Below are 20,895 nucleotides of genomic sequence, written 5' to 3'. Positions count from 1 at the left end.
GACCCGACATGGCGCCGGACCAGGAACCCCTCATCGACCGGCTGCAATACGTCATCCGCATGTGTGTCCGCGCCATGGCGATCATGATGATCTTCGTGATCATCATGGGCGTCGTGGATATCGGCTGGGTGATCTGGCAACGTATGAACTCGCCGCCGCGCTTCATCCTGACAATTGCCGACATGCTGGCGACCTTCGGCGCCTTCATGGCCGTGCTGATTGCCATCGAGATCTTCGTCAACATCACGATCTACCTGCGCGAGGAAGTCATCCACATCAAGATCGTCATCGCCACCGCCCTGATGGCGGTGGCGCGGAAGCTGATCATCCTGGACCAGGAGACGACCCAGCCGATGGAGATGTTCGGACTCGCTCTTCTGGTCGTCGCAACGAGTGTCGGCTACTGGCTGGTCCAGAACACGCCCCCGGTCAGCGTGCGGTTGGCGCGGAAGGACAACGCCGAAACACCGCCAGCCCGCCGCGACGGGGACGCCGGCACTTGACCGCCCGCCCGCCATCCGGCACCGCAATGCCGCCGGTCCGGCTCGAACTCGCGCTGCAGGGCGGCGGTGCGCATGGCGCCTTCACCTGGGGCGCGCTGGAGCGGCTGCTCAACGAGGACGGCATCGAAATCGTGGCCATCAGCGGCGCGAGCGCCGGGGCGGTCAATGCCGTGCTGCTGGCGCACGGGCTGATGGAGGGCGGCCGCCCGGCGGCGCAGCGCACCCTGTGGCAGTTCTGGAAGAGTGTCAGCCGCGCGGCGCAGGCGGCGCGGCTCGCGGCCGGTCCCTTCGGCGCGGCGCTGCCCGAATGGGCGCCCTTCGCGCTGTGGTCGGCCACCCAGGCCGCCTGGCGCGCCTTCGCCGAGACGGCGATCGGCGGGCTCGGCGGCGGCACGGCACTGGGCCAGAATCTCAACCCGCTGCGCCGCCTGCTGGCCGAGGCGGTGGATTTCGAGCGCCTGCGCGCCGCCGACGCGCCGCGGCTGTTCCTCTCGGCGACCGACGTCGCGACCGGCGCCTTGCGTGTCTTCCGCAACGCCGACCTGACGCCCGAGGCTGTGCTGGCCTCGGCCTGCCTGCCGCATCTGTTCCGCGCCGTCGAGATCGACGGCCGCGCCTACTGGGATGGCGGCTACCTGGCCAATCCGCCGCTGGCGCCGCTGATCGCCGAAGCCGACGCGAGCGACCTGCTGATCGTCCAGCTCACCCCGCAGGAACGGCGCGAGGCGCCGCGCGGCGCCGCCGCGACCGCGGAGCGGCTGAACGAGATCGTCTTCAACGCGAGCCTGGTGAACGAACTGCGGGCGATCGCCGCGCTCCAGCGCGCGCTGGCAGAGGGCGGCGGGGCGGGTGCCGGCGCCGAGCCGCTGTTCAACCGGCTCGGCTCGCTGCGGCTGCACCGGATCAGCGCCGACGAAAGCGTCTTCGCGCCCGGCGACAGGGCGCGCCTGCCCGAGTGGTCCTATCTGCAGTGCCTGCACCAGCAGGGCTTCGATGCCGCCGGCGCCTGGCTCGCGCGCCACCGCGCCGATCTCGGCCGGCGCGCCACGCTGGCCGTCCCGCCCGACGCCGGAATGCTGCCTTGAGCGGCATCCTCGGCATCCTCGCCGCGCTGGCGCTGCTGATCCTGCTCGCCTATCGCGGGGTCAGCGTGCTGGTCGCCGCCCCGCTCGCCGCCCTGGCCGCGGTGCTGGCGGCGGGCGCGCCGGCGCTGGCCTCGCTCACCCATGTCATGATGCCCGCGCTCGGCGGCTTCCTCACGCAGTTCCTCGCGCTGTTCGTGCTCGGCGCCATCTTCGGCAAGCTGATGGAGGATACCGGCGCGGCGCGCGCGCTGGCCGGGGCGCTGGCGGCCCGGCTCGGCCCGGCCAATGCCATCCCCGCGGTGGTGCTCGCCTGCGCGGCGCTGACCTATGGCGGCGTGTCGCTGTTCGTCGTCGCCTTCGCGGTGCAGCCGCTGGCGGCCGAGCTGTTCGCCCGCGCCCGCCTGCCGCGCGCACTGATCCCGGCCACCATCGCGCTCGGCGCCTTCACCTTCACCATGTCCGCGCTGCCCGGCACGCCGGCGATCCAGAACGCCATCCCGATGCCCTTCTTCGGCACCACCGCCTTCGCCGCCCCCGGCCTCGGGCTGATCGGCGGCGCGGTGATGCTCGGCTTCGGCCTCGCCTGGCTGCTGTGGCGGGCGCGGCGCGGCCGCTTCGCCGCCGATGCGCCGGAGGCAGCGCCGCCGGCCGCGGCGCGGCTGCGCGAGATGGCGCAGGGCGAGGGCTTCGACATCGCCGAGGCGCTGCGCGACGGCGCCCCCGCGGCACCGCCGCCGCCGCTGGCCCTTGCCGCCGTGCCGATCCTGCTGGTGGTGGCGCTGAACGGGATCTTCGCCTGGGTGGTCCTGCCCGCCCTGCTCGCCGGGCATCCGCCGGAGCCGCGCCTCGGCGGGGCGGATCCGGCGAAGCTGATCGGGTATTGGGCGATCCTGCTCGCGCTCGCCGCCACCATCGTCCTGACGGTGCTGGCCAACCGCCGCCGCCTGCCGCGGCTGAGCGAGACCCTTGGCGCCGGCGCCAATGCCGCGGCGATCCCCGCGCTGAACACGGCGGTGCTGGTGGGCTTCGGCGCGGTGGTCGCCTCGCTGCCGGCCTTCGCCCTGGTGCGCGACGCGGTGCTCGGCATCGCGCCGGGCAATCCGCTGATCTCGCTGTCGGTCGCGGTGAACGTCCTGGCGGGCATCACCGGCTCGGCCTCGGGCGGGATGAGCATCGCGCTCGCCACCATGGGCGAGACCTATCTCGCGCGCGGTCTTGCCGCCGGCATCGCGCCGGAGGTGCTGCACCGGGTGACCGCCATCGCCACCGGCGGGCTCGATGCGCTGCCGCACAACGGCGCGGTGGTCACGCTGCTGGCGATCTGCCGGCTGACCCACCGCGAATCCTATGGCGACATCTTTGCCGTCGCCTGCGCGGGGCCGATCCTGGCGCTGGTGGTCGTGCTCCTGCTCACCGCCCGGTTCGGCGCCTTCTGAACGCGGCCAGCGTCACGCCGCCGGCCAGATCGACCAGACATACACCGCATAGAGCGCCATCAACCCCGCCCCCTCGCGGCGGCCGATCCGCCAGCCGGTGCGGGCGACGACCAGGAGCAGCAGCGATACCGCCACCATCACCCAGTTGTCGTAGTTGACGATCGCCTCGGGCACCGGCGTCGGCGCGATCAGCGCGGTGATGCCGCCGATGCCGAGGATGTTGTAGATGTTGGAGCCGAGCACGTTGCCCAGCGCCACATCGGCGTGGCGGCGCAGCGCGGCGACCACCGAGGTGATCAGTTCCGGCATCGAGGTCCCGACCGCGACGATGGTCAGCCCGATCACCGTCTCCGACACGCCGAGGCCGCGCGCCAGGCCGACCGCGCCGTCCACCAACAGGCCGCCGCCGAGCACCACCACCGCGAGCCCGCCGAAGGCGAAGCCGACCGAGATCGCGACCCCCTTCCAGCCCGCCCCCGGCGCCGAGGCGTTGGTCGCATGCAGCCCGCTCGGGTGGACCTCCTCGAAGGCCTGCGCCTTCTCGAAGGCGGCGGCGTGGTCGGGTTCGCCGCGGCGCTCCTCGCGCCAGGCATAGGCGACATAGGCGACCAGCCCGAGCAGGAACAGCGTGCCCACCGCGCGGTCGAGCGTGCCGAACAGGCTGACGCCAGTGAAGGCCAGCGCCACCGCCGCGACGATTGTCCCGTCGCGCCGCAGCGCGCCGCGGCCGACGGCGATCGGCGTGATCAGCGCGGCGAGCCCGAGGATCACCAGGATGTTGGCGATGTTGGAGCCGACGATGTTGCCCACCGCGATCCCCGGCGAGTCCGCCAGGGAGGCCTTGACGCTGGTCACCAGCTCGGGCGTCGAGGTGCCGAAGCCGACCAGGGTGAGGCCGATCAGCAGCGGCGACACGCCCATACGCTCGGCGATCTGCACCGCGCCGCGCACGAACAGCTCGCCGCCCGCCACCAGCAGGACAAGGCCGCCTGCGATCAGAAGAGCGTCATGCATGGGTGGTCCTCAGGTGTGCAGCTTCCGCCCGGCGGGCGGCGGTCAAATCCGGCCCGCGGAGTTTGAGCCGATTCGTCCGCGCGAGTCACGCGCGGCGGGCTGTTCCGCACGCGAACCGCCGGGAGGCGAGTGGCCCCGCCGACCGCCTGCGTTGCTTTTCCGGCCAGCGCGCAGGCCGGGACGTAACCGCCGCTGCCCGCCCGACGAAGGACGAGGCGAGCCCATCCGCCGGAGAACCCCATGCTGCGCCGTCGCACCCTCGCCACCCTCGCCACTCTCGCCCCCCTGCCGCTGCTCGCCGCGCCGCCGGCCCGCGCCGCCGAGCGCCAGCCCTTCACCGATGCGGCCTTCGCGGCGGCGCAGGAGGCCGGGCGCCCGATCCTGATCGAGGTGACCGCCCCCTGGTGCCCGACCTGCCGCGCGCAGAAGCCGCATGTGGACGCCGTCGCCGCCGATCCGCGCATGCGCGAGGCGGTGCTGCTCTCGATCGACTTCGACAGCCAGAAGGACGCGCTGCGCCGGCTGAACGTGCGCAGCCAGTCCACCCTGATCGCGCTGCGCGGGCGCGAGGAGCGCGGGCGCGCGACCGGCATCACCGATGGCGCGGCCATTCGCGACCTGCTGCTGCGCGCGCTGTAGCGCGCCGATGGTCTCGTTGCTGCTGGCGGGGCTGGCGGGGATGCTCGCCAGCCTCTCTCCCTGCGTTCTGCCGATCCTGCCGATCGTGCTGGCCGCGGCCGGCGCCGAGCATCGCCTCGGCCCGCTGGCGCTGGCCGACGGCCTGGCCCTGAGTTTCGCGGGTGCGGGGATGCTGCTCGGCCTCGCCGGCTTTGCGCTCGGGCTGGACGGCGAGGTGCTGCGCGTCGGCGCCGCCGTGCTGATGCTGCTGGCCGGGGCGGCGCTGCTGGTGTCGTCGGTGGCGGCCCGGCTGTCGGCGGCGGCGGAGCACGCGCTGCGGCCGGTCGCCGCCCATGCCGCGCGGATGTCGGCGCGCGGCATCGGCGGGCAGTTCGCGCTCGGCGCCGTGCTCGGCCTGGCCTGGGCGCCCTGCACCGGGCCGGCGCTGGGCGCCGCGGTCGCGCTGTCGGCGCAGGCCGCGACGGCGCCGCAGGCGGCGGCGACGATGCTCGCCTTCGCGATCGGCGCCGCGCTGCCGCTGGTTGCGCTGGGCTATGCGGCGCGCGGGTCGGTGCCGGCGCTCAGGCGGCGGCTGGGCGGCGCGGGCGGGGCGATCCGCCCGGTGCTGGGTGGTGCGCTCGCGCTGTTCGGGGTGCTGGTGCTGACCGGCCTCGACAAGCAGATCGAGGCCGTGGTGACCGCGGCACTTCCGGATGCCTGGGTGGAGATGATCGTGCGGTTCTGAGCGCGCGCGCGGCTCCACCTCCGGTCGGCATCCGCAGGCGCGCAAGCGGGGCCGGATGTGCCGCAACGGCGCACCATCGGCGCCTGACTGCCGGAAGCCCCTTCGCGCAGGCTCTGCCCGGCAAGGCAGCCGCTCGTGGGACACTCGGGGAGAACGGCATCTGTCGAGTGGCAGGATTGCCCCTGCGGAACGGGCCGGTCAGGCTGGCGTGCCGCTTGTCCCGCCCGTGGATGCGGGGCGCGCGAGGCCTCCGGGCGGGGTGGGCGTGGTCTCGATGGCCGGCGGGGGTATGGCGGCGGCCTGCTTCGCCGCGACGGGCAAGCCGTCGTCCTCGTCGATGGATCGGCGCGGCAGCACGCCGGCCAGCGCATCGGCGCTGCCGGGCCACAGCGGCGCGCCGCCGATATAGGCCGCGCGCCCCAGCGCATGCGAGGAGATCGGCACCGTGACCAGCAGGAACAGCACGATCAGGCCGACGCGCAGCCAGGCATCGCCGCCGCCGAAGGCGAGCCCGGCGCCGACCAGCATCAGCCCGGCGCCGACCACGCCGGCCTTGGTGGCGGCGTGCATCCGCAGGAAGGCGTCGGGCAGCCGCGCCACGCCGATCGCCGCGATCAGCGCGATGGCGGCGCCGAGCACCAGCAGCAGGGCGGCCAGGATCTCAGTCATCGCGCGCCTCCGGCGGGCGCGAGGCGCGGGTGATGAAGGCGGCGACGCCGACGGCGCCGACGAAGCCCACCAGCCCGAGGCCGAGCGCGATGTCGAGCAGCGCGAGATGCCCGCCGGCCACCGCCGCCAGCGTGGTGGCGCCGACCGCGAGCAGGCCGAGCAGGTCCATCGCCACCGCGCGGTCGGCGATACCCGGGCCGCGCAGCATCCGCCAGCCGGTGAGCGCCACCGCGGCGGCGAGCAGCAGCGCCGAGAGCGCGAGGGCCGCGCCCATCAGGGTCATGGCAGCACGCGCATCGCCGGCGCCTCCAGCCGCTCGGCGATGGAGGCCCGCACCGCGTCGGGATCCGCCGCGTCCATCGCGTGGACATACATCACCTTGCGGTCGCGCGAGACATGCAGCGCCGTGGTGCCGGGGGTGAGCGTCACCATGTGGGCGAGCAGCGTGACGCCGGCCGCCGAGCGCAGCCGGAGCGGCACCGCGACGATCCCCGGCCGCAGCTCGAGCCGCGGCGAGAGCGTGGCGCGCATCACCGCGGCGGCCGAGAGCAGCAATTCGCGCAGGAACAGCGCCGCGAGCCACAGCCAGGCGAGGAGGTTCCAGGGGCGCGGCCGGCTCACGGGCGGGCTCCGAGCACGGCGGCGATATAGGCCTCGCGGTTCGTGAGCTGTTCGCCGGCGGCCAGCGCATAGGCGGCGAAGGGCTCGGCCCACAGCCCGATGCCGAGCGTGACCAGCGCCAGCGCGGCGACGGGCCCGAGCAGCAGCCAGCGCTCGCGCCCGGCCAGCGCGACCACGGCGGCGCCCTCCGGCGGCTCCTTCCAGAACGCCTCGATCCAGATCTTGAGCATCGAGTAGAGGGTGAGGATGCCGGTGCCGAGCGCCACCGCGGCGAGCGCGTACCAGCCCGCGTCGAAGCCCGACTTCACCACCATGAACTTGGCCCAGAAGCCCGACAGCGGCGGCAGCCCGGCGAGCGACAGGGCCGGGATCGCGAACAGGATGCCGAGCCAGGGGTCGCGCCGCCACAGCCCGCCGAGCGCGGCCAGCGAGAAGCTGCCGCCGGCGCGGCGGATCGCGCCCGCCACCAGGAACAGGTTCGCCTTCACGATGATGTGGTGGATGATGTAGAACACCGCGCCGGCGACCGCGAAGGGCGTGGCCACCGCCAGGCCCACGATCATGTAGCCGATCTGGCTGATGATGTGGAAGGACAGGATGCGCCGGAGATCCCAGTGCGCCGCCGCGCCCAGCACGCCCACCACCATGGTGCCGGCCGCCACCGCCCAGAGCAGCGGCGCCATCCAGTCCTGCCCCGCCGGGAAGACTAGCGTGACCGCGCGGATCATCGCATAGACACCGACCTTGGTGAGCAGCCCGGCGAAGATGGCCGCGACCGGTGCGGCCGCCGTGTGGTAGGAGGCCGGCAGCCAGAAGAACAGCGGGAACACCGCCGCCTTGGCGCCGAAGGCGGCGAGCAGCAGGAAGGCCACCGCCGCCGCCGCGCCCTGGTTCGGCACCTCGGGCATCCGCCGCGCCATGTCGGCGAGGTTGAGCGTGCCGGTGAGGCCATAGGCGAGGCCGACGGCGATCAGGAACACCGTCGTCGCCACCAGGTTCAGCACCGCGTATTTCACCGCCGCGTCGAGCTGCGCGCGCCCGCCGCCCAGCACGAGCAGGCCGAAGGAGGCGATCAGCATCACCTCGAACCAGACATAGAGGTTGAACAGGTCGCCGGCCAGGAAGGCGCCCGCCACGCCGAGCACCAGCGCCGCGAGCAGCGGGTGCCACAGCCCTTCCTCAGCGCGCACGCCAGGGTCGGCATGGGCCTGGACGGCGGTCACGGCATAGATCAGCGCGGTGATGGCGACCATCGCGGAGGAGAACAGGTCGGCCACCAGCGTGATGCCGAAGGGCGCCGCCCAGTCGCCCATCTGGGTCGCGATCACGCCGCGGCGGACCACCTCTGCGACCAGCGCGCCGGCGGCCAGCAGCATCGCGGCGGCGGCGCTGCCGGTGACCAGGCGCTGCGCGCGCGCCCGCCCGCGCAGCGCCGCGGACAGCGCGCAGGCGATCAGCGGGACCAGCACCGGCAGCGCCAGCAGCCAGTCGGCGCGCGAGGCGATCATGGCCGCGCCTCCGCCTCGGCGGCGGCCTCCTTGTCGGTGCTGGGCAGCGCCGGCGGTTCGGCGCGGCGCAGCGTCTCGGGGTCGAGCGTGCCCTCGGCCCGCCAGGTTGCCCAGGCCAGCACCATGACGAAGGCCGTGAGGGCGAATGAGATCACGATGGCGGTGAGCACCAGCGCCTGGGGCAGCGGGTTGGAGGCGCCGGCGGCGAGCGCCTGGGCGCCGCGCTCGACCAGCGGCGGCGCCGTGCCGGCCACGCGCCCGGCGGCGATGATCGACAGGTTCGCGGCGTTGCCGAGCAGCATCAGCCCGAGGATCACGCGCGGCAGCGAGCGCGCCAGCAGCATGTAGCAGGCGGCGGCCAGCAGCAGGCCGAACAGCAGGGCGAGCAGCGTTTCCATCTTAGAGCCGCCCCGCCCGTGCGAACCGTGCCGCCTTCATGCCGCGTCCTCGCCCAGGAAGGGCAGCACGAAGGCCAGCGCGAAGCCCAGCACCACGAGATAGACGCCGATGTCGAAGGGGATCGCGGTGCCGATCGGCAGGCCCTCCATCCACTGGTGCGTCAGCAGCGGTTCGGCGTGCAGCAGCAGCGCCGGCAGGCCGGAGCCGGCGGCCAGCAGCAGCCCGATGCCGCCCCAGGCCAGCGGGTCGAGCCGCAGCACGCGCCGCGTCGCCGGGGGGCCCCGCGCCAGGGCGTGGAAGACGAAGCCGAGCGCGCCGATCAGCCCGCCGATGAACCCGCCGCCCGGCTCGTTGTGGCCGCGCAGCAGCACGAAGACCGACAGCGCGACGCAGGCCCACAGCACGTAGCGCGCCGAGGCGCGCAGGATCAGGCTGTCCAGCATCAGCCCGGCTTCCCGGTCCGGCGCAGCAGCACCGTGGCGGCAAGTGCTGCGATCAGCAGCACCGCGATCTCGCCCAGCGTATCGAGCGCCCGGAAATCCACGATGATGACATTGACGACGTTGCGGCCTTTCGCCTCCGGCACGGCGGCCTTACCCATCCATTCGGTGATGAAGGGGTCGAAGGGCACCGACAGCACTGCGAGCAGGATGGCGGTGCCGGCCGCGCCCACGCCGGCGGCGAGCAGCGCGTCGCGCCGGCGCTCCGGCGCGCGCCGCGCGTCCGGCGCGTGGAAGGGCAGCCGCGCCAGAATCGCGACCAGCAGCACGATGGCCAGGATCTCGACGGTGAACTGGGTGAAGGCGAGGTCGGCCGCGCCCAGCGTCAGGAACAGGATGCCGACGCCGAAACCGACGAGTGCTGCCGCCATCACCTGGCCGAACAGCGCACGCAGCCGGCAGGCGGCCAGCGCGCCGGCGAGGATGACGGCCGCGAGCGCGAGTTGTGCCGGCCCGGCCCACGGACCGGGCAGCGGCAGCGCGAGCCCCCCGCGAGCCACCAGAACCAGCGCCGCGCCGGCGAAGACCAATGCGAGGTTCGCCGCCAGGTAGCCGCGCAGGCTGCCGCCCTGCACCCGGCGCGTGAGCGCCACGGCGACGGCCGAGACGGCGCGCATCGCGCGGCCATAGCCGGCGTCCGGACCGTAGGTGTCGAGCCAGGTCTGGCCAGCCAGCGTGGGCTGCAGGCGCCGCCAGCCCAGGAACATCAGCAGGCCGAGGCCGAGCGCGGCGAAGGACATGGTCATCACCACCGTGCCGCCCTGTTTCTCGCCGAGTGCGATGCCCGTCGGCCGGCCGAGGATGGCGCCGGCCGCAGGCTCGATGATGGCGGCTGAGATGAGGTGCGGCGCCATGCCGAACACGAGCCCGAGCGTTGCCAGAACGATCGGCGCCACAAGCAGCGCAACCGCCGGGTCCTTCGCGACGCCCCCGGTTTCCATCGGCTTGCCCATGAATGGCCGGGCCGCCACCACGCCCGCCACCACCACCATCGCCGCGTTCACCAGCAGCGCGACCGCCGGCAGCAGCCTCGGCACGCCGAGCTGCACGGTGAACAGCAGGTCCTTTGCGAAGGCGCCGATGAAGCCCGGCGCACCCGCCATGGAGAGCCCCGCCAGCAGCGCCGCGGCCGCGGTGATGGGCATGCGGCGGCCCAGGCCGCGCAGCTGCATCGCGTCCCGCGTGCCGGCCTTCTTGTCCACGATGCCGGCGATCAGGAAAAGACTCGCCTTGTAAAGCGCATGGACCAGCAGGAAGACGACCGCGGCGGTCGCGGCGAGCGGGTCCTCGATGCCGATTAACGCGACCAGCGTGCCGAGCGCCACCACAGTGGACCAGGCGAGCTTGCGCTTGAGGTCGCGCTCGCGCAGCGCCAGCACCGCGCCCGCCAGCATGGTGGCGGTGCCGACGCCGATGAGCAGCCCCTGCCACAGCGCCAGCGCCTCGAAGGCGGGATTCAGCCGCGCCAGCAGATAGACCCCGAGCTTCACCATGGTGGCCGAATGCAGATCGGCCGAGACCGGCGAGGGTGCGACCATGGCGTTGGGCAGCCAGAAATGCAGCGGCCACTGCGCGCTCTTGGCGAAGCAACCGATTGCGATCAGCACCACGATCCAGGGCGCCGCCGGATGTGCGGCGAGGGTGCTGCCCTGCGCCAGGATGGCGGAAATGCGGAAGGTGCCGGCGGCATCCCCCAGCAGCAGGAGCCCTGCGAGCATGGCGAGGCCGCCGGCCACCGTCACCATCAGCCCCTGCTGCGCGGCACGGCGCGCCTCGGCGCGATGGGCGTCGAAGCCGATCAGCATGAAGGAGGCGAGGCTGGTGAGTTCCCAGAAGGCGAACAGCAGCAGCAGGTCGTCGGCCAGAACCGCGCCCAGCATCGCCGCCATGAACAGCGTGAGCACCGCGAGGAAGCGGTGCAGCAGCGGGTGCCCTTCAAGATAGGCGGCAGCGTAGAGGAACACGCCGGCACCGATGCCGGCGATCAGCAGCGCGAAAAGGCGCGACAGGCCGTCGAGGCGGAAAGCGAGCTCTACGCCGAGCGTCGGGATCCAAGGCAGGCTGAACATGGCCCCGTCGGGGGTCGTGAGGACCAGCAGGAACAGCGCCGCCGGGAGCGCGGCGAGCCAGGGCGCCATGACGGGGGCACGGCGCAGCCCCCAGCCAACCAGCGGGACGCAGGCCAGGGCAAGGAGCGGAATGGCGGGCAGCGCGAGCATGCCGCCTGTTTGCAGGCTTCGCACCGGCAGGTAAAGGACGCACCGCGATACGAAGCCATGCGGATGCCGCTTCTGCTTTCGAACGGCGCTGGCGCCGGAACGTGGGGATATGTGCGGGTTCCGAAAACTTCGCCCCGTGACGACGGCCCCCGTGATGGGCCCAGTCCTCGCGGTCCTCTTCCGCACGACGGATGACCGGCGCTAACGCGTCCCGAGGTCGAGAACCATCTGGGTCCAACGCAGCCAGATGCCACGCAAGCACAGGTCGAGCGAGGCTGTCTCCGCTTGGCGCTTCTCCCTTTGCGGCGGTTGCGCCTTGACGCTTGCGGCTTGTCGCTTGGAGACGCGCCCCGGCCTGACGCACGGGGCGGCCGGAGGCCCACGCCGTCTCGCCGTGGTTCTGCAACACCTGTGGGCTGACTGCAACGGCCGCCTCGCTCGTGACGTCAATCGGTTCATTGCAGGATCGCCACCGCCATCGTCGGAATGTCCATGATGCTCACCGTGCGCCGGCGCCCGCCCGCAAAACCCGTAGCTCGAATTCGAACTTCCCGGACGCGCTGTTGGATCGGGTTGAGGTCGCCACTCGCCTGCCGTCATGCGCCACGCCACTACGCGACCGTCGTGCTTGTTGAACCCGCCCCTACCTGCCGCTCTCTAATCGTCCCCGCCCGCTTCGGCGCCTCCGCCGCGGCATCACCACGGGGACCGCATGTCGCTGCACCCGCTCAAGGCCGAGACGACCGCCCGGGGCGCGCGGATGCTGCGCACGGCCTTCGGCCCGGGCATTGCGACGTGGCTCGAGGACCCGGCCGTCGTCGAGGTGATGCTGAACCCCGACGGCCGGCTGTGGATCGATCGCCTCGCGGAGGGCCTCGCCGACACCGGCCAGCGCCTTGCATTCGCCGACGGCGAGCGCATCATCCGCCTCGTCGCGCACCATGTCGGCGCCGAGGTGCATGCGGACCGCCCCTGCGTCTCGGCGGAGCTGCCCGACACGGGTGAGCGATTCGAGGGCCTGTTGCCGCCGGTCGTCGCGGCCCCGGCCTTCGCGATCCGCAAGCCCGCCGTCGCCGTCTTCACGCTCGAGGACTACGTCGCCGCCGGCATCATGACGGACGGGCAGGCCGCCGCGCTGCGCACCGCCGTCGCGGACCGTCGAAACATCCTCGTCGCCGGCGGCACCTCCACGGGCAAGACCACGTTGACCAACGCCCTGCTCGCGGAGGTCGCGCGCGAGGGCGGCCGCGTCGTGCTGATCGAGGACACGCGTGAACTTCAATGCCACGCCCCGAACCTGGTCGCACTCCGCACCAAGGATGGCGTCGCCTCGCTCTCCGAACTCGTCCGGCGTGCGCTCCGCCTGCGCCCCGACCGCATCCCCATCGGCGAGGTGCGCGGCGCGGAGGCACTCGACCTGCTCAAGGCCTGGGGCACCGGCCATCCCGGCGGCATCGGCACCATCCACGCAGGCTCCGCCCTCGGCGCGCTGCGCCGGCTCGAGCAGCTGATCCAGGAAGCCGTCGTCACCGTCCCGCGCGCGCTGATCGCCGAGACGATCGACGTCATCGCCGTACTCGCCGGCCGCGGTGCCGACCGCCGTCTTGCCGAGCTCGCCCAGGTCCATGGCCTGACCGCGACCGGCGACTACGACCTCACCCCAGCAGGAGACTCCCCATGACGTCCACGCTGCGCACGCGCCTCGCCGGCGCGGCTGCCTTCGCGCTGTGCCTCGCGCTCACGGCGCCCGCACACGCCGCCGGCTCCAACATGCCTTGGGAGCAGCCGCTGCAGCAGGTGCTGGAATCGATCGAGGGGCCGGTTGCCAAGATCATCGCCGTGATCATCATCATCGTTACCGGCCTGACGCTGGCCTTCGGGGACACCTCGGGCGGGTTCCGGCGGCTTGTACAGATCGTCTTCGGGATCTCGATCGCCTTCGCGGCGTCGAGCTTCTTCCTGTCCTTCTTCCAGTTCGGTGGCGGGGCGCTGATCTGATGGCCGCGCTGCCCGATCCGGTTCCGGGCTTCTCGGCGCCGGTGCACCGCGCGCTGATAGAGCCGATCCTGCTCGCCGGCGCGCCACGCGCGGTCGCCATCGCCAACGGCACGCTCGCCGCGGCGATCGGGCTCGGGCTGCGGCTCTGGGTCGCGGGCGTGCTGATCTGGCTGGTCGGCCACCTCGCAGCCGTATGGGCCGCGCGGCGCGACGCGCAGTTCGTCGAGGTCGTGCGCCGGCACCTGCGCTACCCCGCTTGGCTGCGCGCGTGAGGCGGCGATGCTGAACCTCGCCGAATACCGCCGGAAGCCCCAGACGCTCGCGGACTTCCTTCCCTGGGCCGCACTGGTCGCGCCGGGCGTGGTGGTGAACAAGGACGGCTCCTTCCAGCGCAGCGCCCGCTTCCGCGGCCCGGACCTGGACAGCGCCACGCCGGCCGAGCTTGCCGCAACCGCCGCGCGGCTGAACGGCGCACTGCGCCGCCTCGGCTCCGGCTGGACGGTCTTCGCGGAGGCGCAGCGTGTGCCGGCCCGCGGCTACCCCGCCAGCACCTTCCCCGATCCCGTCTCGGCCCTGGTCGACGCCGAACGCCGCGCCCAGTTCGAGGAGGCCGGCGCGCATTTCGAGAGCAGCTACGTCCTCACCTTCGCCTGGCTACCGCCGGCCGACGACGCCGCCCGTGCCGAGGGTTTTCTCTATGAGGGCACCGAGGGCGCGGATGTGACGAGTGGCCGCGACGCGCTCAGAAACTTCATCGACCGCACCGACCGCGTGCTCGACCAGATCGAGGCCTTCGTGCCGGAGGCGCGCTGGCTCGACGATGCCGAGACGCTGACCTTCCTGCACTCGACGGTCTCTACCCGCCGCCACCTTGTGCGCGTGCCCGAGACGCCGATGCATCTCGACGCGCTGCTGGCCGACCAGCCGCTGGTGGGCGGCCTCGCGCCGCGGCTCGGCGAGGCGCATCTGCGCGTGCTCACCATCATCGGATTCCCGAGCGCCACCTTCCCCGGGATTCTCGACGAGCTGAACGCGCTCGCCTTCGAGTATCGCTGGTGCACCCGCGCCATCTGCCTCGATCGGACGGACGCGCAGAAGCTGCTGACGCGCATCCGCCGCCAGTGGTTCGCCAAGCGCAAGTCGATCGCCGCGATCCTCAAGGAGGTGATGACCAACGAGCAGAGCGTCCTGCTCGACAGTGACGCCGCCAACAAGGCGGCCGACGCCGACGAGGCGCTGCAGGAGCTCGGCCAGGACATCGCCGGCTGGGCCTATGTCACTGCGACCGTCACGGTCTGGGACGAGGACGCCCGCGCCGCCGACGACAAGCTCCGCCTGGTCGAGAAGGTCATCCAGTCCCGCGACTTCGCGGTCATCCGCGAAGGGGTGAACGCCGTCGAGGCCTGGCTCGGCAGCCTGCCCGGCCATCTCTACGCCAATGTCCGGCAGCCGCCGATCTCGACGCTCAACCTCGCCCACATCGTGCCGATCTCGGCCGTCTGGGCCGGGCCGGAGCGGAACGGGCATCTCGGCGGCCCGCCGCTCTTCCATGCGCGGACGGAGGGCGCGACGCCGTTCCGCTTCTCGCTGCATGTGGGCGATGTCGGGCACACGCTGGTGATCGGCCCGACCGGCGCGGGCAAGTCGGTGCTGCTGGCGCTGATGGCGCTGCAGTTCCGCCGCTATGCGGGCGCCCAGGTCTTCGCCTTCGACTTCGGCGGGTCGATCCGTGCCGCCGCGATTGCCATGGGCGGGGACTGGCACGATCTCGGCGGCGCGCTGGCCGGCGACATGGCCGAGCCGGTCGCGATGCAGCCGCTGGTGCGGATCGACGCACCGGAGGAACGCGCCTGGGCGGCGGAATGGATCGCTGGCATGCTCGCGCGCGAGAGCGTCGCGATCGACCCGACCGTGAAGGATCACCTGTGGTCCGCGCTGACCAGCCTTGCCTCCGCGCCCACCAACGAGCGGACGCTGACCGGCCTCGCCGTGCTGCTGCAATCCCAGGCGCTCAAGCGCGCGCTCGAGCCCTACACCCTCGCCGGCCCCTGGGGCCGGCTGCTCGACGCCGAGGCGGAGCGGCTGGGTGAGGCCGAGGTCCAGGCCTTCGAGACCGAGGGACTGATCGGCACCGCCGCCGCCCCCGCGGTGCTCGCCTATCTCTTCCACGCCATCGGCCGGCGCCTCGACGGCCGCCCGACGCTGATCATTGTCGACGAGGGCTGGCTGGCACTGGACGACGCCACCTTCGGCGCGCAGTTGCGCGAATGGCTCAAGACGCTGCGCAAGAAGAACGCCTCGGTGATCTTCGCGACGCAGTCGCTCGCGGACGTCGATGGCTCGGCCATCGCGCCGGCGATCATCGAGAGCTGCCCGACGCGAATCTTCCTGCCGAGCGAGCGCGCGCTCGAGCCGCAGATCACGGCGATGTACGCGCGCTTCGGGCTGAATGACCGGCAGACGGAGATCCTCGCCCGGGCGACGCCAAAGCGCGACTACTACTGCCAGTCCCGTCGCGGCAACCGGCTCTTCGAGCTGGGGCTGTCGGAGGTCGCGCTCGCCTTCTGCGCGGCCTCCTCCAAGACCGACCAGGCCGCCCTCGCCGAGACCCTCGCCACCCATGGCCGCGCCGGCTTCGCGCGCGCCTGGCTGCTGCGCCGCGGCCTCGACTGGGCCGCCGAGCTCCTGCCCGACCCTCCGGAGGCCACCGCGCCATGATCCGCCGCCCGCTCCGCGCCGCGCTGCTCGCCGCCGCCCTCCTCGCCCTGCCGTTCCCCGTCACGGTCACGCCCGCGCAAGCGCAGTGGACGGTCTTCGATCCGTGGAACTACGCCCAAAACATCCTCTCCGCCGCCCGCGCGCTCGACCAGATCAACAACCAGATCGCCTCGCTTCAGAACGAGGCGCAGATGCTCATCAACCAGGCCCGCAACCTCGCGAGCCTGCCCTACTCCTCGCTCATGCGGCTGCAGCAGTCCTTCGCGCGCACGCAGCAGCTGATCGCCCGCGCCCAGCGCCTCGCCTACGAGGTCACGGACATCGAGCGCGCCTTCACGCAGGGCTATGGCAGCGCGGCCTCGCTCGGCTCCAGCCAACAGATGTTCGCCAATGCCCGCGAGCGCTGGCAGACCTCCGTCGCCGGCTTCCAGGACGCGCTGATGACCCAGGCGACCGTGGTCGGCAACCTGACCGGCACCCGCGCCGAGATCGAGGCGCTGATCGGCCAGAGCCAGGGCGCGACCGGCGCGCTTCAGGCGGCGCAGGCGGGCAACCAGCTCCTCGCCCTGCAGTCGCAGCAGATCGCCGACCTCACCGCGCTCCTTGCCGCGCAGGGCCGCGCCCAGGCGCTCGAGGCCGCGCGCGTGGCCAGCGGCGAGGAGCAGGCGCGCGAGCAGCTGGAGCGCTTCCTCGCCCCGGGCGCCGGCTACCAGCCGGGCTCGGCGCAGATGTTCCATGGCCGCTGAGCCGTGGTCGTGGCGCCGCATCTCCGCACATCTCGGGACGTGCCATGAACGGCACCGGCGTCATCGACCGCTTCCTCGACGTCTTCACCCGCTACATCGACAGCGGCTTCGGACTGCTCGGCGGCGAGGTGGCCTTCCTCGCCGCGACGCTCATCGTCATCGACATCACCCTCGCCACGCTCTTCTGGGCCTGGGGTGCGGACGACGACATCATCGCGCGCCTGATAAGGAAGACCCTCTTCGTGGGTGTCTTCGCCTGGATCATCGGCAACTGGAACTTCCTCGCGCAGGTCATCTTCGACAGCTTCGCCGGCCTCGGCCTGGTCGCCTCGGGATCGACCATCACGGCACAGCAGCTGCTCCAGCCGGGACGCGTCGCGCAGGTCGGCCTTGATGCCGGGCGGCCGCTGCTCCAGGCCGTCTCCGGGCTGATGGGCTACATCTCGTTCTTCACGAACTTCGTCCAGATCGCGATCCTGATGTTCGCCTGGGCGGTGGTCCTGCTGTCCTTCTTCATCCTGGCGATCCAGCTCTTCGTCACATTGATCGAGTTCAAGCTGACGACGCTGGCGGGCTTCGTGCTGGTGCCTTTCGGGCTCTTCGGCAAGACCGCATTCCTCGCCGAGCGCGTGCTCGGCAACGTCGTCTCCTCCGGCGTGAAGGTGCTGGTGCTGGCGGTGATCGTCGGCATTGGCTCGACCCTCTTCGCGCAGTTCACCGTGGGGTTCGGCGCCAACCAGCCGACCATCGACGAGGCGATGTCCATCGTCCTCGCCGCGCTGGCGCTTCTGGCGCTCGGGATCTTCGGGCCGGGCATCGCCAACGGGCTGATCTCCGGCGGGCCGCAGCTCGGCGCTGGCGCGGCGGTCGGCACCGGCTTGGCGGCAGGCGGCGCCATGGTCGCCGGCGCAGCAGCGGTGCGCGCGGGTGCGGCCGCAGTCGGCGCGGCGGGCTCAGCCATCGGCGCCGGCGCGCGGGGCTCCGCCTATGCGCTCGGCGCCACCAGCACCGCCTATCGCGGCGGCGGTGCGTCCGGCGTGGCGATGGCCGGGGGCTCCGCCGCGCTCAGCCCGCTGCGCAGCGCGGCAGGCAGCCTTCGTGTCAGCCACGCAGCAGGCAGCGCGGCCGTCAGTGGCGGCGCCTCGCCGCCCGCGGATCCGCTGCCGTCCTCCGGCGCCCCCGCCTGGGCCCGCCGCATGCGACGCGGCCAGGCGCTGACCCACGGCGTCACCACCCTCGGCCACGCCATCCGCTCCGGCGATGGCGGCGGCGCCGGCTCCTCCATCCACCTCTCGGAGGATCGCTGATGTCATCCTCTCCCTTTCGGCGTCCCTCCGTCCGCTACGGCCGCACGCCGGAACCCGAGACGCCCTACCAGCGCGCCGCCCAGGCCTGGGACGAGCGCATCGGCTCCGCCCGCGTCCAGGCGCGCAACTGGCGGCTCATGGCGCTGGGCGAGCTCGCCCTGATCGCCGGGCTCGCCGCCGCACTGGTCTGGCAGTCCGCCCGCGGCACCGTCGTGCCCTGGGTCGTGCAGGTGGACCGGCTTGGCGAGGCGCAGGCCGTCGTCCCCGCCATCGCCAACTTCCGCCCGACCGACCCGCAGATCGCCTGGCACCTCGCGCGCTTCATCGAGCAGGTGCGCGGCATCGCCGCCGATCCGATCATCGTCCGCCAGAACTGGCTGCGCGCCTATGACTTCGCGACCGACCGCGGCGCGCTGGCCCTGAACGACTTCGCGCGCGCCAGCGACCCCTTCGGCCGCGTCGGGCGCCAGCAGGTCGCCGTCGAGGTCTCGAGCGTCATCCGTGCCTCCGAGGACAGCTTCCGCGTCGCCTGGGTCGAACGGACCTACGAGAACGGCCAACTCGCGCGCACCGAGCGCTGGACCGCGATCCTGACCATCGTCGTCCAGCCCGCACGCGACGCCGAGCGGCTGCGCAAGAACCCCCTCGGCATCTTCGTCCACGCCATCAACTGGTCGCGGGAACTCGGGCAATGAGGCATGCACATCCGACTCTGGCCCTCGTCCTGCTTGGCCTCGGCGCCTGCGCCTTCCGACCGCCCGAAATCAGCCACGACGACGAGCCGATCCAGGCGACGCAGATCCCCGAGCCGCCGCGGCCCGTGGAGATAGTCGAGGTGCCGACGCCGCTGCCCCTGCCGGGCCAGCTCCAGCGCATCCCACCCTCGCACCGCACGCCCGAACCGCCCGATCCCACCATCCGCGTCAACCAGGCCAATGCCGCCGCGCGGGTGCAGCCGGTCCGCGCAGGTTTCATCAACGCGGTGCAGGTCTACCCCTTCACGCCCGGCGCGCTCTATCAGGTCTACACTGCGCCCGGGCAGGTCACCGCTATCATGCTGCAGGAGGGCGAGACGCTGGTCGGCAACGGCCCCGTCGCAGCCGGCGACACCGTGCGCTGGATCATCGGCGACACCGAGAGCGGCACCGGCCCGACGCGCCGCGTGCACATCATCGTCAAGCCGACGCGCCCCGACCTCACCACCAACCTCATCATCAACACCGACCGCCGCACCTACCTGCTGGAGCTGCGCTCGACCGAGCGCACCTACATGGCCTCCGTCTCCTGGCAGTATCCGCAGGACGCGCTGTTCGCGCTGCGCCGGCAGAACGCGGCGGCCCCCGTCGAGCAGGGGCTCGATCTCGCGCGGCTGCGCTTCCGCTACGACATCGAGGGCGACAGCCCGGCCTGGCGGCCGCTGCGCGCCTTCGACGACGGGCGGCAGGTCTTCATCGAGTTCCCGCGCGGCATCGGCCAGGGCGAGATGCCGCCGCTTTTCGTCATCGGGCCGGAGGGCGAGGGGCAGCTCGTCAACTACCGCGTCCGGCAGAATTTTGTCATCGTCGACCGGCTCTTCGCCGCGGCCGAGCTGCGCCTCGGCGACCGGCAGCAGCGCGTGCGCATCGTGCGCAGCGACGGCCGGGCGAGATGAGCGGCGCGGCGCCGGAACGGGGCGGGAGCGAGCGCGACATCGCCGCGGCGTTGCGCCTGCGCCCCGATCCGCCGCGCGTGGTGCGACTCTCCCGCCGGGTGCTGATCGGCCTCGGCGTCGCGGCGGGGCTGGGGATCGGTGCGGCGCTGATCGTGGCCCTCCAGGACCGCAGCGGTGGCGAGGGGCCGCGCGAGCTCTACAGCACAGACCGGAACCCGCAGGCCGATGGCCTCGCCACGCTGCCGCGCGACTATGCCGGCATCCCGCAGCTGGGGCCGCCGCTGCCGGGCGATCTCGGCCGGCCGATCGTGCGGGCACAGGAGCGCGGCCAGCCGGTCGTGCCGCCGGCGGTGCCCACGACCGCCGATCCCGCGGAGCAGCGGCGGTTGCAGGAGATCGAGGCGGCGCGCACGAGCCGACTCTTCGTGCAGGTCGAAGCACGCGGCGAACCGCGCGGTGCTGCGCCCGCTGGACCGCTGGCAGCGGATCCGGGCGCGATGCCGATCGGTCCCGACGCCACCGACCGGCGGCTCGCCTTCCTGGGCGGGTCTGCCGACCGCCGCACGACCTCGCCGGACCGCCTCCAGACACCGGCGAGCCCCTTCGTCATCCAGGCCGGTAGCGTCATTCCCGCAGCGCTGCTCACGGGCCTCCGCTCCGACCTGCCGGGCCAGATCACTGCCCAGGTCACGGCCAATGTCTTCGACAGCCCGACCGGGCGGCACCTGCTCATCCCGCAGGGCGCGCGCCTCATCGGCGCCTACGACAGCCGCGTCAGCTTCGGGCAGCGCCGCATCCTGCTGGTCTGGAACCGGCTCATCCTGCCCAACGGCCGCTCCATCGTGCTGGAGCGCATGCCGGGCACGGACGAGGCGGGCTATGCCGGGCTCGAGGACGGCGTTGACTACCACTGGGGGCGGCTCTTCCTCGCCGCGGGCCTGGCGACGCTGCTGAACCTTGGCCTGGAACTCGGCCGCGACGACGAAAGCGACATCGCCCGCGCCATCCGCGAAAGCGGCCAGGACACCGTCGGCCGCGCCGGCGAGGAGATCGTCCGCCGGCAGCTCTCCGTCCCGCCGACGCTGACCGTGCGCCCCGGCTTTCCGGTGCGCGTCATCGTCCACCGTGACCTCGTGCTCGAGCCCTACGGAGACTGAC

Annotated in this window: 22 protein-coding genes; 14 read left to right on the top strand and 8 right to left on the bottom strand. The window is 72.7% G+C overall.

The window, feature by feature from the left end; genetic code table 11:
* The first annotated feature begins 8 nt into the window (after positions 1 to 8).
* The 3 genes from ACLF3G_RS18255 to ACLF3G_RS18245 are packed head-to-tail and all read left to right on the top strand — an operon-like array spanning position 9 to position 3,024.
* Positions 9 to 503 (top strand): phosphate-starvation-inducible PsiE family protein, encoded by a 495-nt coding sequence (locus tag ACLF3G_RS18255; protein ID WP_430670836.1) that lies wholly within the window; start codon positions 9 to 11, stop codon positions 501 to 503.
* Positions 500 to 1,588 carry a patatin-like phospholipase family protein gene (locus ACLF3G_RS18250; protein WP_211848964.1) on the top strand — a complete coding sequence of 363 codons (1,089 nt, stop codon included), beginning with the start codon at positions 500 to 502 and terminating at the stop codon, positions 1,586 to 1,588. Before ACLF3G_RS18255 ends, ACLF3G_RS18250 begins: the two co-directional genes overlap by 4 nt.
* Positions 1,585 to 3,024 (top strand): GntP family permease, encoded by a 1,440-nt coding sequence (locus ACLF3G_RS18245; RefSeq protein ID WP_430670835.1) that lies wholly within the window; start codon positions 1,585 to 1,587, stop codon positions 3,022 to 3,024. Before ACLF3G_RS18250 ends, ACLF3G_RS18245 begins: the two co-directional genes overlap by 4 nt.
* Before the next feature lie 12 nt (positions 3,025 to 3,036).
* Here ACLF3G_RS18245 and ACLF3G_RS18240 read toward each other — a convergent pair whose 3' ends face one another.
* Positions 3,037 to 4,038: a calcium/sodium antiporter gene (locus ACLF3G_RS18240; RefSeq protein WP_430670834.1), complete on the bottom strand. Its 1,002-nt coding sequence runs from the start codon at positions 4,036 to 4,038 to the stop codon at positions 3,037 to 3,039.
* A 240-nt stretch (positions 4,039 to 4,278) separates the two neighbouring features.
* Here ACLF3G_RS18240 and ACLF3G_RS18235 point away from each other — a divergent pair, with 240 nt between their 5' ends.
* Both ACLF3G_RS18235 and ACLF3G_RS18230 read left to right on the top strand, forming a co-directional pair.
* The gene (locus ACLF3G_RS18235) at positions 4,279 to 4,677 is read left to right on the top strand and encodes a thioredoxin family protein (RefSeq protein ID WP_430670833.1); all 399 of its coding nucleotides are present in this window, start codon (positions 4,279 to 4,281) and stop codon (positions 4,675 to 4,677) included.
* Between the two features lie 7 nt (positions 4,678 to 4,684).
* Positions 4,685 to 5,401 (top strand): cytochrome c biogenesis CcdA family protein, encoded by a 717-nt coding sequence (locus tag ACLF3G_RS18230; RefSeq protein WP_430670832.1) that lies wholly within the window; start codon positions 4,685 to 4,687, stop codon positions 5,399 to 5,401.
* A 198-nt stretch (positions 5,402 to 5,599) separates the two neighbouring features.
* Here the strand turns inward: ACLF3G_RS18230 and mnhG are convergent, their stop codons facing one another.
* Genes mnhG through mbhE form a run of 7 tightly spaced genes read right to left on the bottom strand, consistent with a single transcriptional unit; the run spans position 5,600 to position 11,317 of the window.
* Positions 5,600 to 6,070, bottom strand: coding sequence for a monovalent cation/H(+) antiporter subunit G (gene mnhG / locus ACLF3G_RS18225; protein ID WP_430670831.1), 471 nt, complete (start codon positions 6,068 to 6,070; stop codon positions 5,600 to 5,602).
* Positions 6,063 to 6,353: a monovalent cation/H+ antiporter complex subunit F gene (locus tag ACLF3G_RS18220; protein WP_430670830.1), complete on the bottom strand. Its 291-nt coding sequence runs from the start codon at positions 6,351 to 6,353 to the stop codon at positions 6,063 to 6,065. Before ACLF3G_RS18220 ends, mnhG begins: the two co-directional genes overlap by 8 nt.
* The gene (locus ACLF3G_RS18215; protein ID WP_430670829.1) at positions 6,350 to 6,691 is read right to left on the bottom strand and encodes a Na+/H+ antiporter subunit E; all 342 of its coding nucleotides are present in this window, start codon (positions 6,689 to 6,691) and stop codon (positions 6,350 to 6,352) included. The genes ACLF3G_RS18220 and ACLF3G_RS18215 overlap by 4 nt, the downstream gene beginning before the upstream one ends.
* A complete protein-coding gene (locus ACLF3G_RS18210) occupies positions 6,688 to 8,199 on the bottom strand; it encodes a proton-conducting transporter membrane subunit (RefSeq protein ID WP_430670828.1) in 1,512 nt (503 codons plus the stop codon). The genes ACLF3G_RS18215 and ACLF3G_RS18210 overlap by 4 nt, the downstream gene beginning before the upstream one ends.
* Entirely contained in the window at positions 8,196 to 8,597 is a 402-nt protein-coding gene (locus ACLF3G_RS18205) for a sodium:proton antiporter (RefSeq protein WP_305670636.1), read from the bottom strand. Before ACLF3G_RS18205 ends, ACLF3G_RS18210 begins: the two co-directional genes overlap by 4 nt.
* 36 nt (positions 8,598 to 8,633) lie before the next feature.
* Positions 8,634 to 9,041 carry an MnhB domain-containing protein gene (locus ACLF3G_RS18200; protein WP_305670637.1) on the bottom strand — a complete coding sequence of 136 codons (408 nt, stop codon included), beginning with the start codon at positions 9,039 to 9,041 and terminating at the stop codon, positions 8,634 to 8,636.
* Positions 9,041 to 11,317: a hydrogen gas-evolving membrane-bound hydrogenase subunit E gene (gene mbhE / locus ACLF3G_RS18195; protein ID WP_430670827.1), complete on the bottom strand. Its 2,277-nt coding sequence runs from the start codon at positions 11,315 to 11,317 to the stop codon at positions 9,041 to 9,043. Before mbhE ends, ACLF3G_RS18200 begins: the two co-directional genes overlap by 1 nt.
* Before the next feature lie 712 nt (positions 11,318 to 12,029).
* Here mbhE and trbB point away from each other — a divergent pair.
* Genes trbB through ACLF3G_RS18150 form a run of 9 tightly spaced genes read left to right on the top strand, consistent with a single transcriptional unit; the run spans position 12,030 to position 20,894 of the window.
* Positions 12,030 to 12,998, top strand: coding sequence for a P-type conjugative transfer ATPase TrbB (gene trbB / locus ACLF3G_RS18190; RefSeq protein WP_430670826.1), 969 nt, complete (start codon positions 12,030 to 12,032; stop codon positions 12,996 to 12,998).
* Positions 12,995 to 13,315 (top strand): TrbC/VirB2 family protein, encoded by a 321-nt coding sequence (locus ACLF3G_RS18185; protein WP_244408599.1) that lies wholly within the window; start codon positions 12,995 to 12,997, stop codon positions 13,313 to 13,315. The genes trbB and ACLF3G_RS18185 overlap by 4 nt, the downstream gene beginning before the upstream one ends.
* On the top strand, positions 13,315 to 13,587 hold the full coding sequence (locus tag ACLF3G_RS18180) for a VirB3 family type IV secretion system protein (RefSeq protein WP_430670825.1): 273 nt from the start codon (positions 13,315 to 13,317) through the stop codon (positions 13,585 to 13,587). The genes ACLF3G_RS18185 and ACLF3G_RS18180 overlap by 1 nt, the downstream gene beginning before the upstream one ends.
* Positions 13,588 to 13,594: 7 nt before the next feature.
* Complete coding sequence (gene trbE / locus ACLF3G_RS18175; protein ID WP_430670824.1) at positions 13,595 to 16,033, top strand: conjugal transfer protein TrbE; 2,439 nt, start codon at positions 13,595 to 13,597, stop codon at positions 16,031 to 16,033.
* Positions 16,030 to 16,779, top strand: a complete 750-nt coding sequence (gene trbJ, locus ACLF3G_RS18170; protein WP_430670823.1) for a P-type conjugative transfer protein TrbJ — start codon at positions 16,030 to 16,032, stop codon at positions 16,777 to 16,779. Before trbE ends, trbJ begins: the two co-directional genes overlap by 4 nt.
* 44 nt (positions 16,780 to 16,823) lie before the next feature.
* Positions 16,824 to 18,086, top strand: coding sequence for a P-type conjugative transfer protein TrbL (gene trbL / locus ACLF3G_RS18165; RefSeq protein ID WP_430670822.1), 1,263 nt, complete (start codon positions 16,824 to 16,826; stop codon positions 18,084 to 18,086).
* Positions 18,086 to 18,781 (top strand): conjugal transfer protein TrbF, encoded by a 696-nt coding sequence (trbF, locus tag ACLF3G_RS18160; protein WP_430670821.1) that lies wholly within the window; start codon positions 18,086 to 18,088, stop codon positions 18,779 to 18,781. The genes trbL and trbF overlap by 1 nt, the downstream gene beginning before the upstream one ends.
* Positions 18,778 to 19,737 carry a P-type conjugative transfer protein TrbG gene (gene trbG / locus ACLF3G_RS18155; RefSeq protein ID WP_430670820.1) on the top strand — a complete coding sequence of 320 codons (960 nt, stop codon included), beginning with the start codon at positions 18,778 to 18,780 and terminating at the stop codon, positions 19,735 to 19,737. The genes trbF and trbG overlap by 4 nt, the downstream gene beginning before the upstream one ends.
* A complete protein-coding gene (locus ACLF3G_RS18150) occupies positions 19,734 to 20,894 on the top strand; it encodes a TrbI/VirB10 family protein (RefSeq protein ID WP_430670819.1) in 1,161 nt (386 codons plus the stop codon). The genes trbG and ACLF3G_RS18150 overlap by 4 nt, the downstream gene beginning before the upstream one ends.
* Position 20,895: the final 1 nt, after the last annotated feature.

Origin of the sequence: Falsiroseomonas sp. HC035 (assembly GCF_050563525.1) — a bacterium.
Classification (GTDB): domain Bacteria; phylum Pseudomonadota; class Alphaproteobacteria; order Acetobacterales; family Acetobacteraceae; genus Falsiroseomonas.
Note: the sequence above shows the minus strand (reverse complement) of the source record. Positions and strands in the feature narration are given on the sequence as shown.

Bases quoted from the DNA above. Each gene is read 5' to 3' on its own strand.
- ACLF3G_RS18150 (WP_430670819.1), top strand. From the start codon at position 19,734: ATGAGCGGCGCGGCGCCGGAACGGGGCGGGAGCGAGCGCGACATCGCC.
- trbB (WP_430670826.1), top strand. From the start codon at position 12,030: ATGTCGCTGCACCCGCTCAAGGCCGAGACGACCGCCCGGGGCGCGCGG.
- trbF (WP_430670821.1), top strand. From the start codon at position 18,086: ATGTCATCCTCTCCCTTTCGGCGTCCCTCCGTCCGCTACGGCCGCACG.
- ACLF3G_RS18200 (WP_305670637.1), bottom strand. From the start codon at position 9,041: ATGCTGGACAGCCTGATCCTGCGCGCCTCGGCGCGCTACGTGCTGTGG.
- trbL (WP_430670822.1), top strand. From the start codon at position 16,824: ATGAACGGCACCGGCGTCATCGACCGCTTCCTCGACGTCTTCACCCGC.
- trbJ (WP_430670823.1), top strand. From the start codon at position 16,030: ATGATCCGCCGCCCGCTCCGCGCCGCGCTGCTCGCCGCCGCCCTCCTC.
- mnhG (WP_430670831.1), bottom strand. From the start codon at position 6,070: ATGACTGAGATCCTGGCCGCCCTGCTGCTGGTGCTCGGCGCCGCCATC.
- mbhE (WP_430670827.1), bottom strand. From the start codon at position 11,317: ATGCTCGCGCTGCCCGCCATTCCGCTCCTTGCCCTGGCCTGCGTCCCG.
- ACLF3G_RS18205 (WP_305670636.1), bottom strand. From the start codon at position 8,597: ATGGAAACGCTGCTCGCCCTGCTGTTCGGCCTGCTGCTGGCCGCCGCC.
- ACLF3G_RS18180 (WP_430670825.1), top strand. From the start codon at position 13,315: ATGGCCGCGCTGCCCGATCCGGTTCCGGGCTTCTCGGCGCCGGTGCAC.
- ACLF3G_RS18185 (WP_244408599.1), top strand. From the start codon at position 12,995: ATGACGTCCACGCTGCGCACGCGCCTCGCCGGCGCGGCTGCCTTCGCG.
- ACLF3G_RS18240 (WP_430670834.1), bottom strand. From the start codon at position 4,038: ATGCATGACGCTCTTCTGATCGCAGGCGGCCTTGTCCTGCTGGTGGCG.
- ACLF3G_RS18230 (WP_430670832.1), top strand. From the start codon at position 4,685: ATGGTCTCGTTGCTGCTGGCGGGGCTGGCGGGGATGCTCGCCAGCCTC.
- ACLF3G_RS18220 (WP_430670830.1), bottom strand. From the start codon at position 6,353: ATGACCCTGATGGGCGCGGCCCTCGCGCTCTCGGCGCTGCTGCTCGCC.
- trbE (WP_430670824.1), top strand. From the start codon at position 13,595: ATGCTGAACCTCGCCGAATACCGCCGGAAGCCCCAGACGCTCGCGGAC.
- trbG (WP_430670820.1), top strand. From the start codon at position 18,778: ATGAGGCATGCACATCCGACTCTGGCCCTCGTCCTGCTTGGCCTCGGC.
- ACLF3G_RS18235 (WP_430670833.1), top strand. From the start codon at position 4,279: ATGCTGCGCCGTCGCACCCTCGCCACCCTCGCCACTCTCGCCCCCCTG.
- ACLF3G_RS18255 (WP_430670836.1), top strand. From the start codon at position 9: ATGGCGCCGGACCAGGAACCCCTCATCGACCGGCTGCAATACGTCATC.
- ACLF3G_RS18210 (WP_430670828.1), bottom strand. From the start codon at position 8,199: ATGATCGCCTCGCGCGCCGACTGGCTGCTGGCGCTGCCGGTGCTGGTC.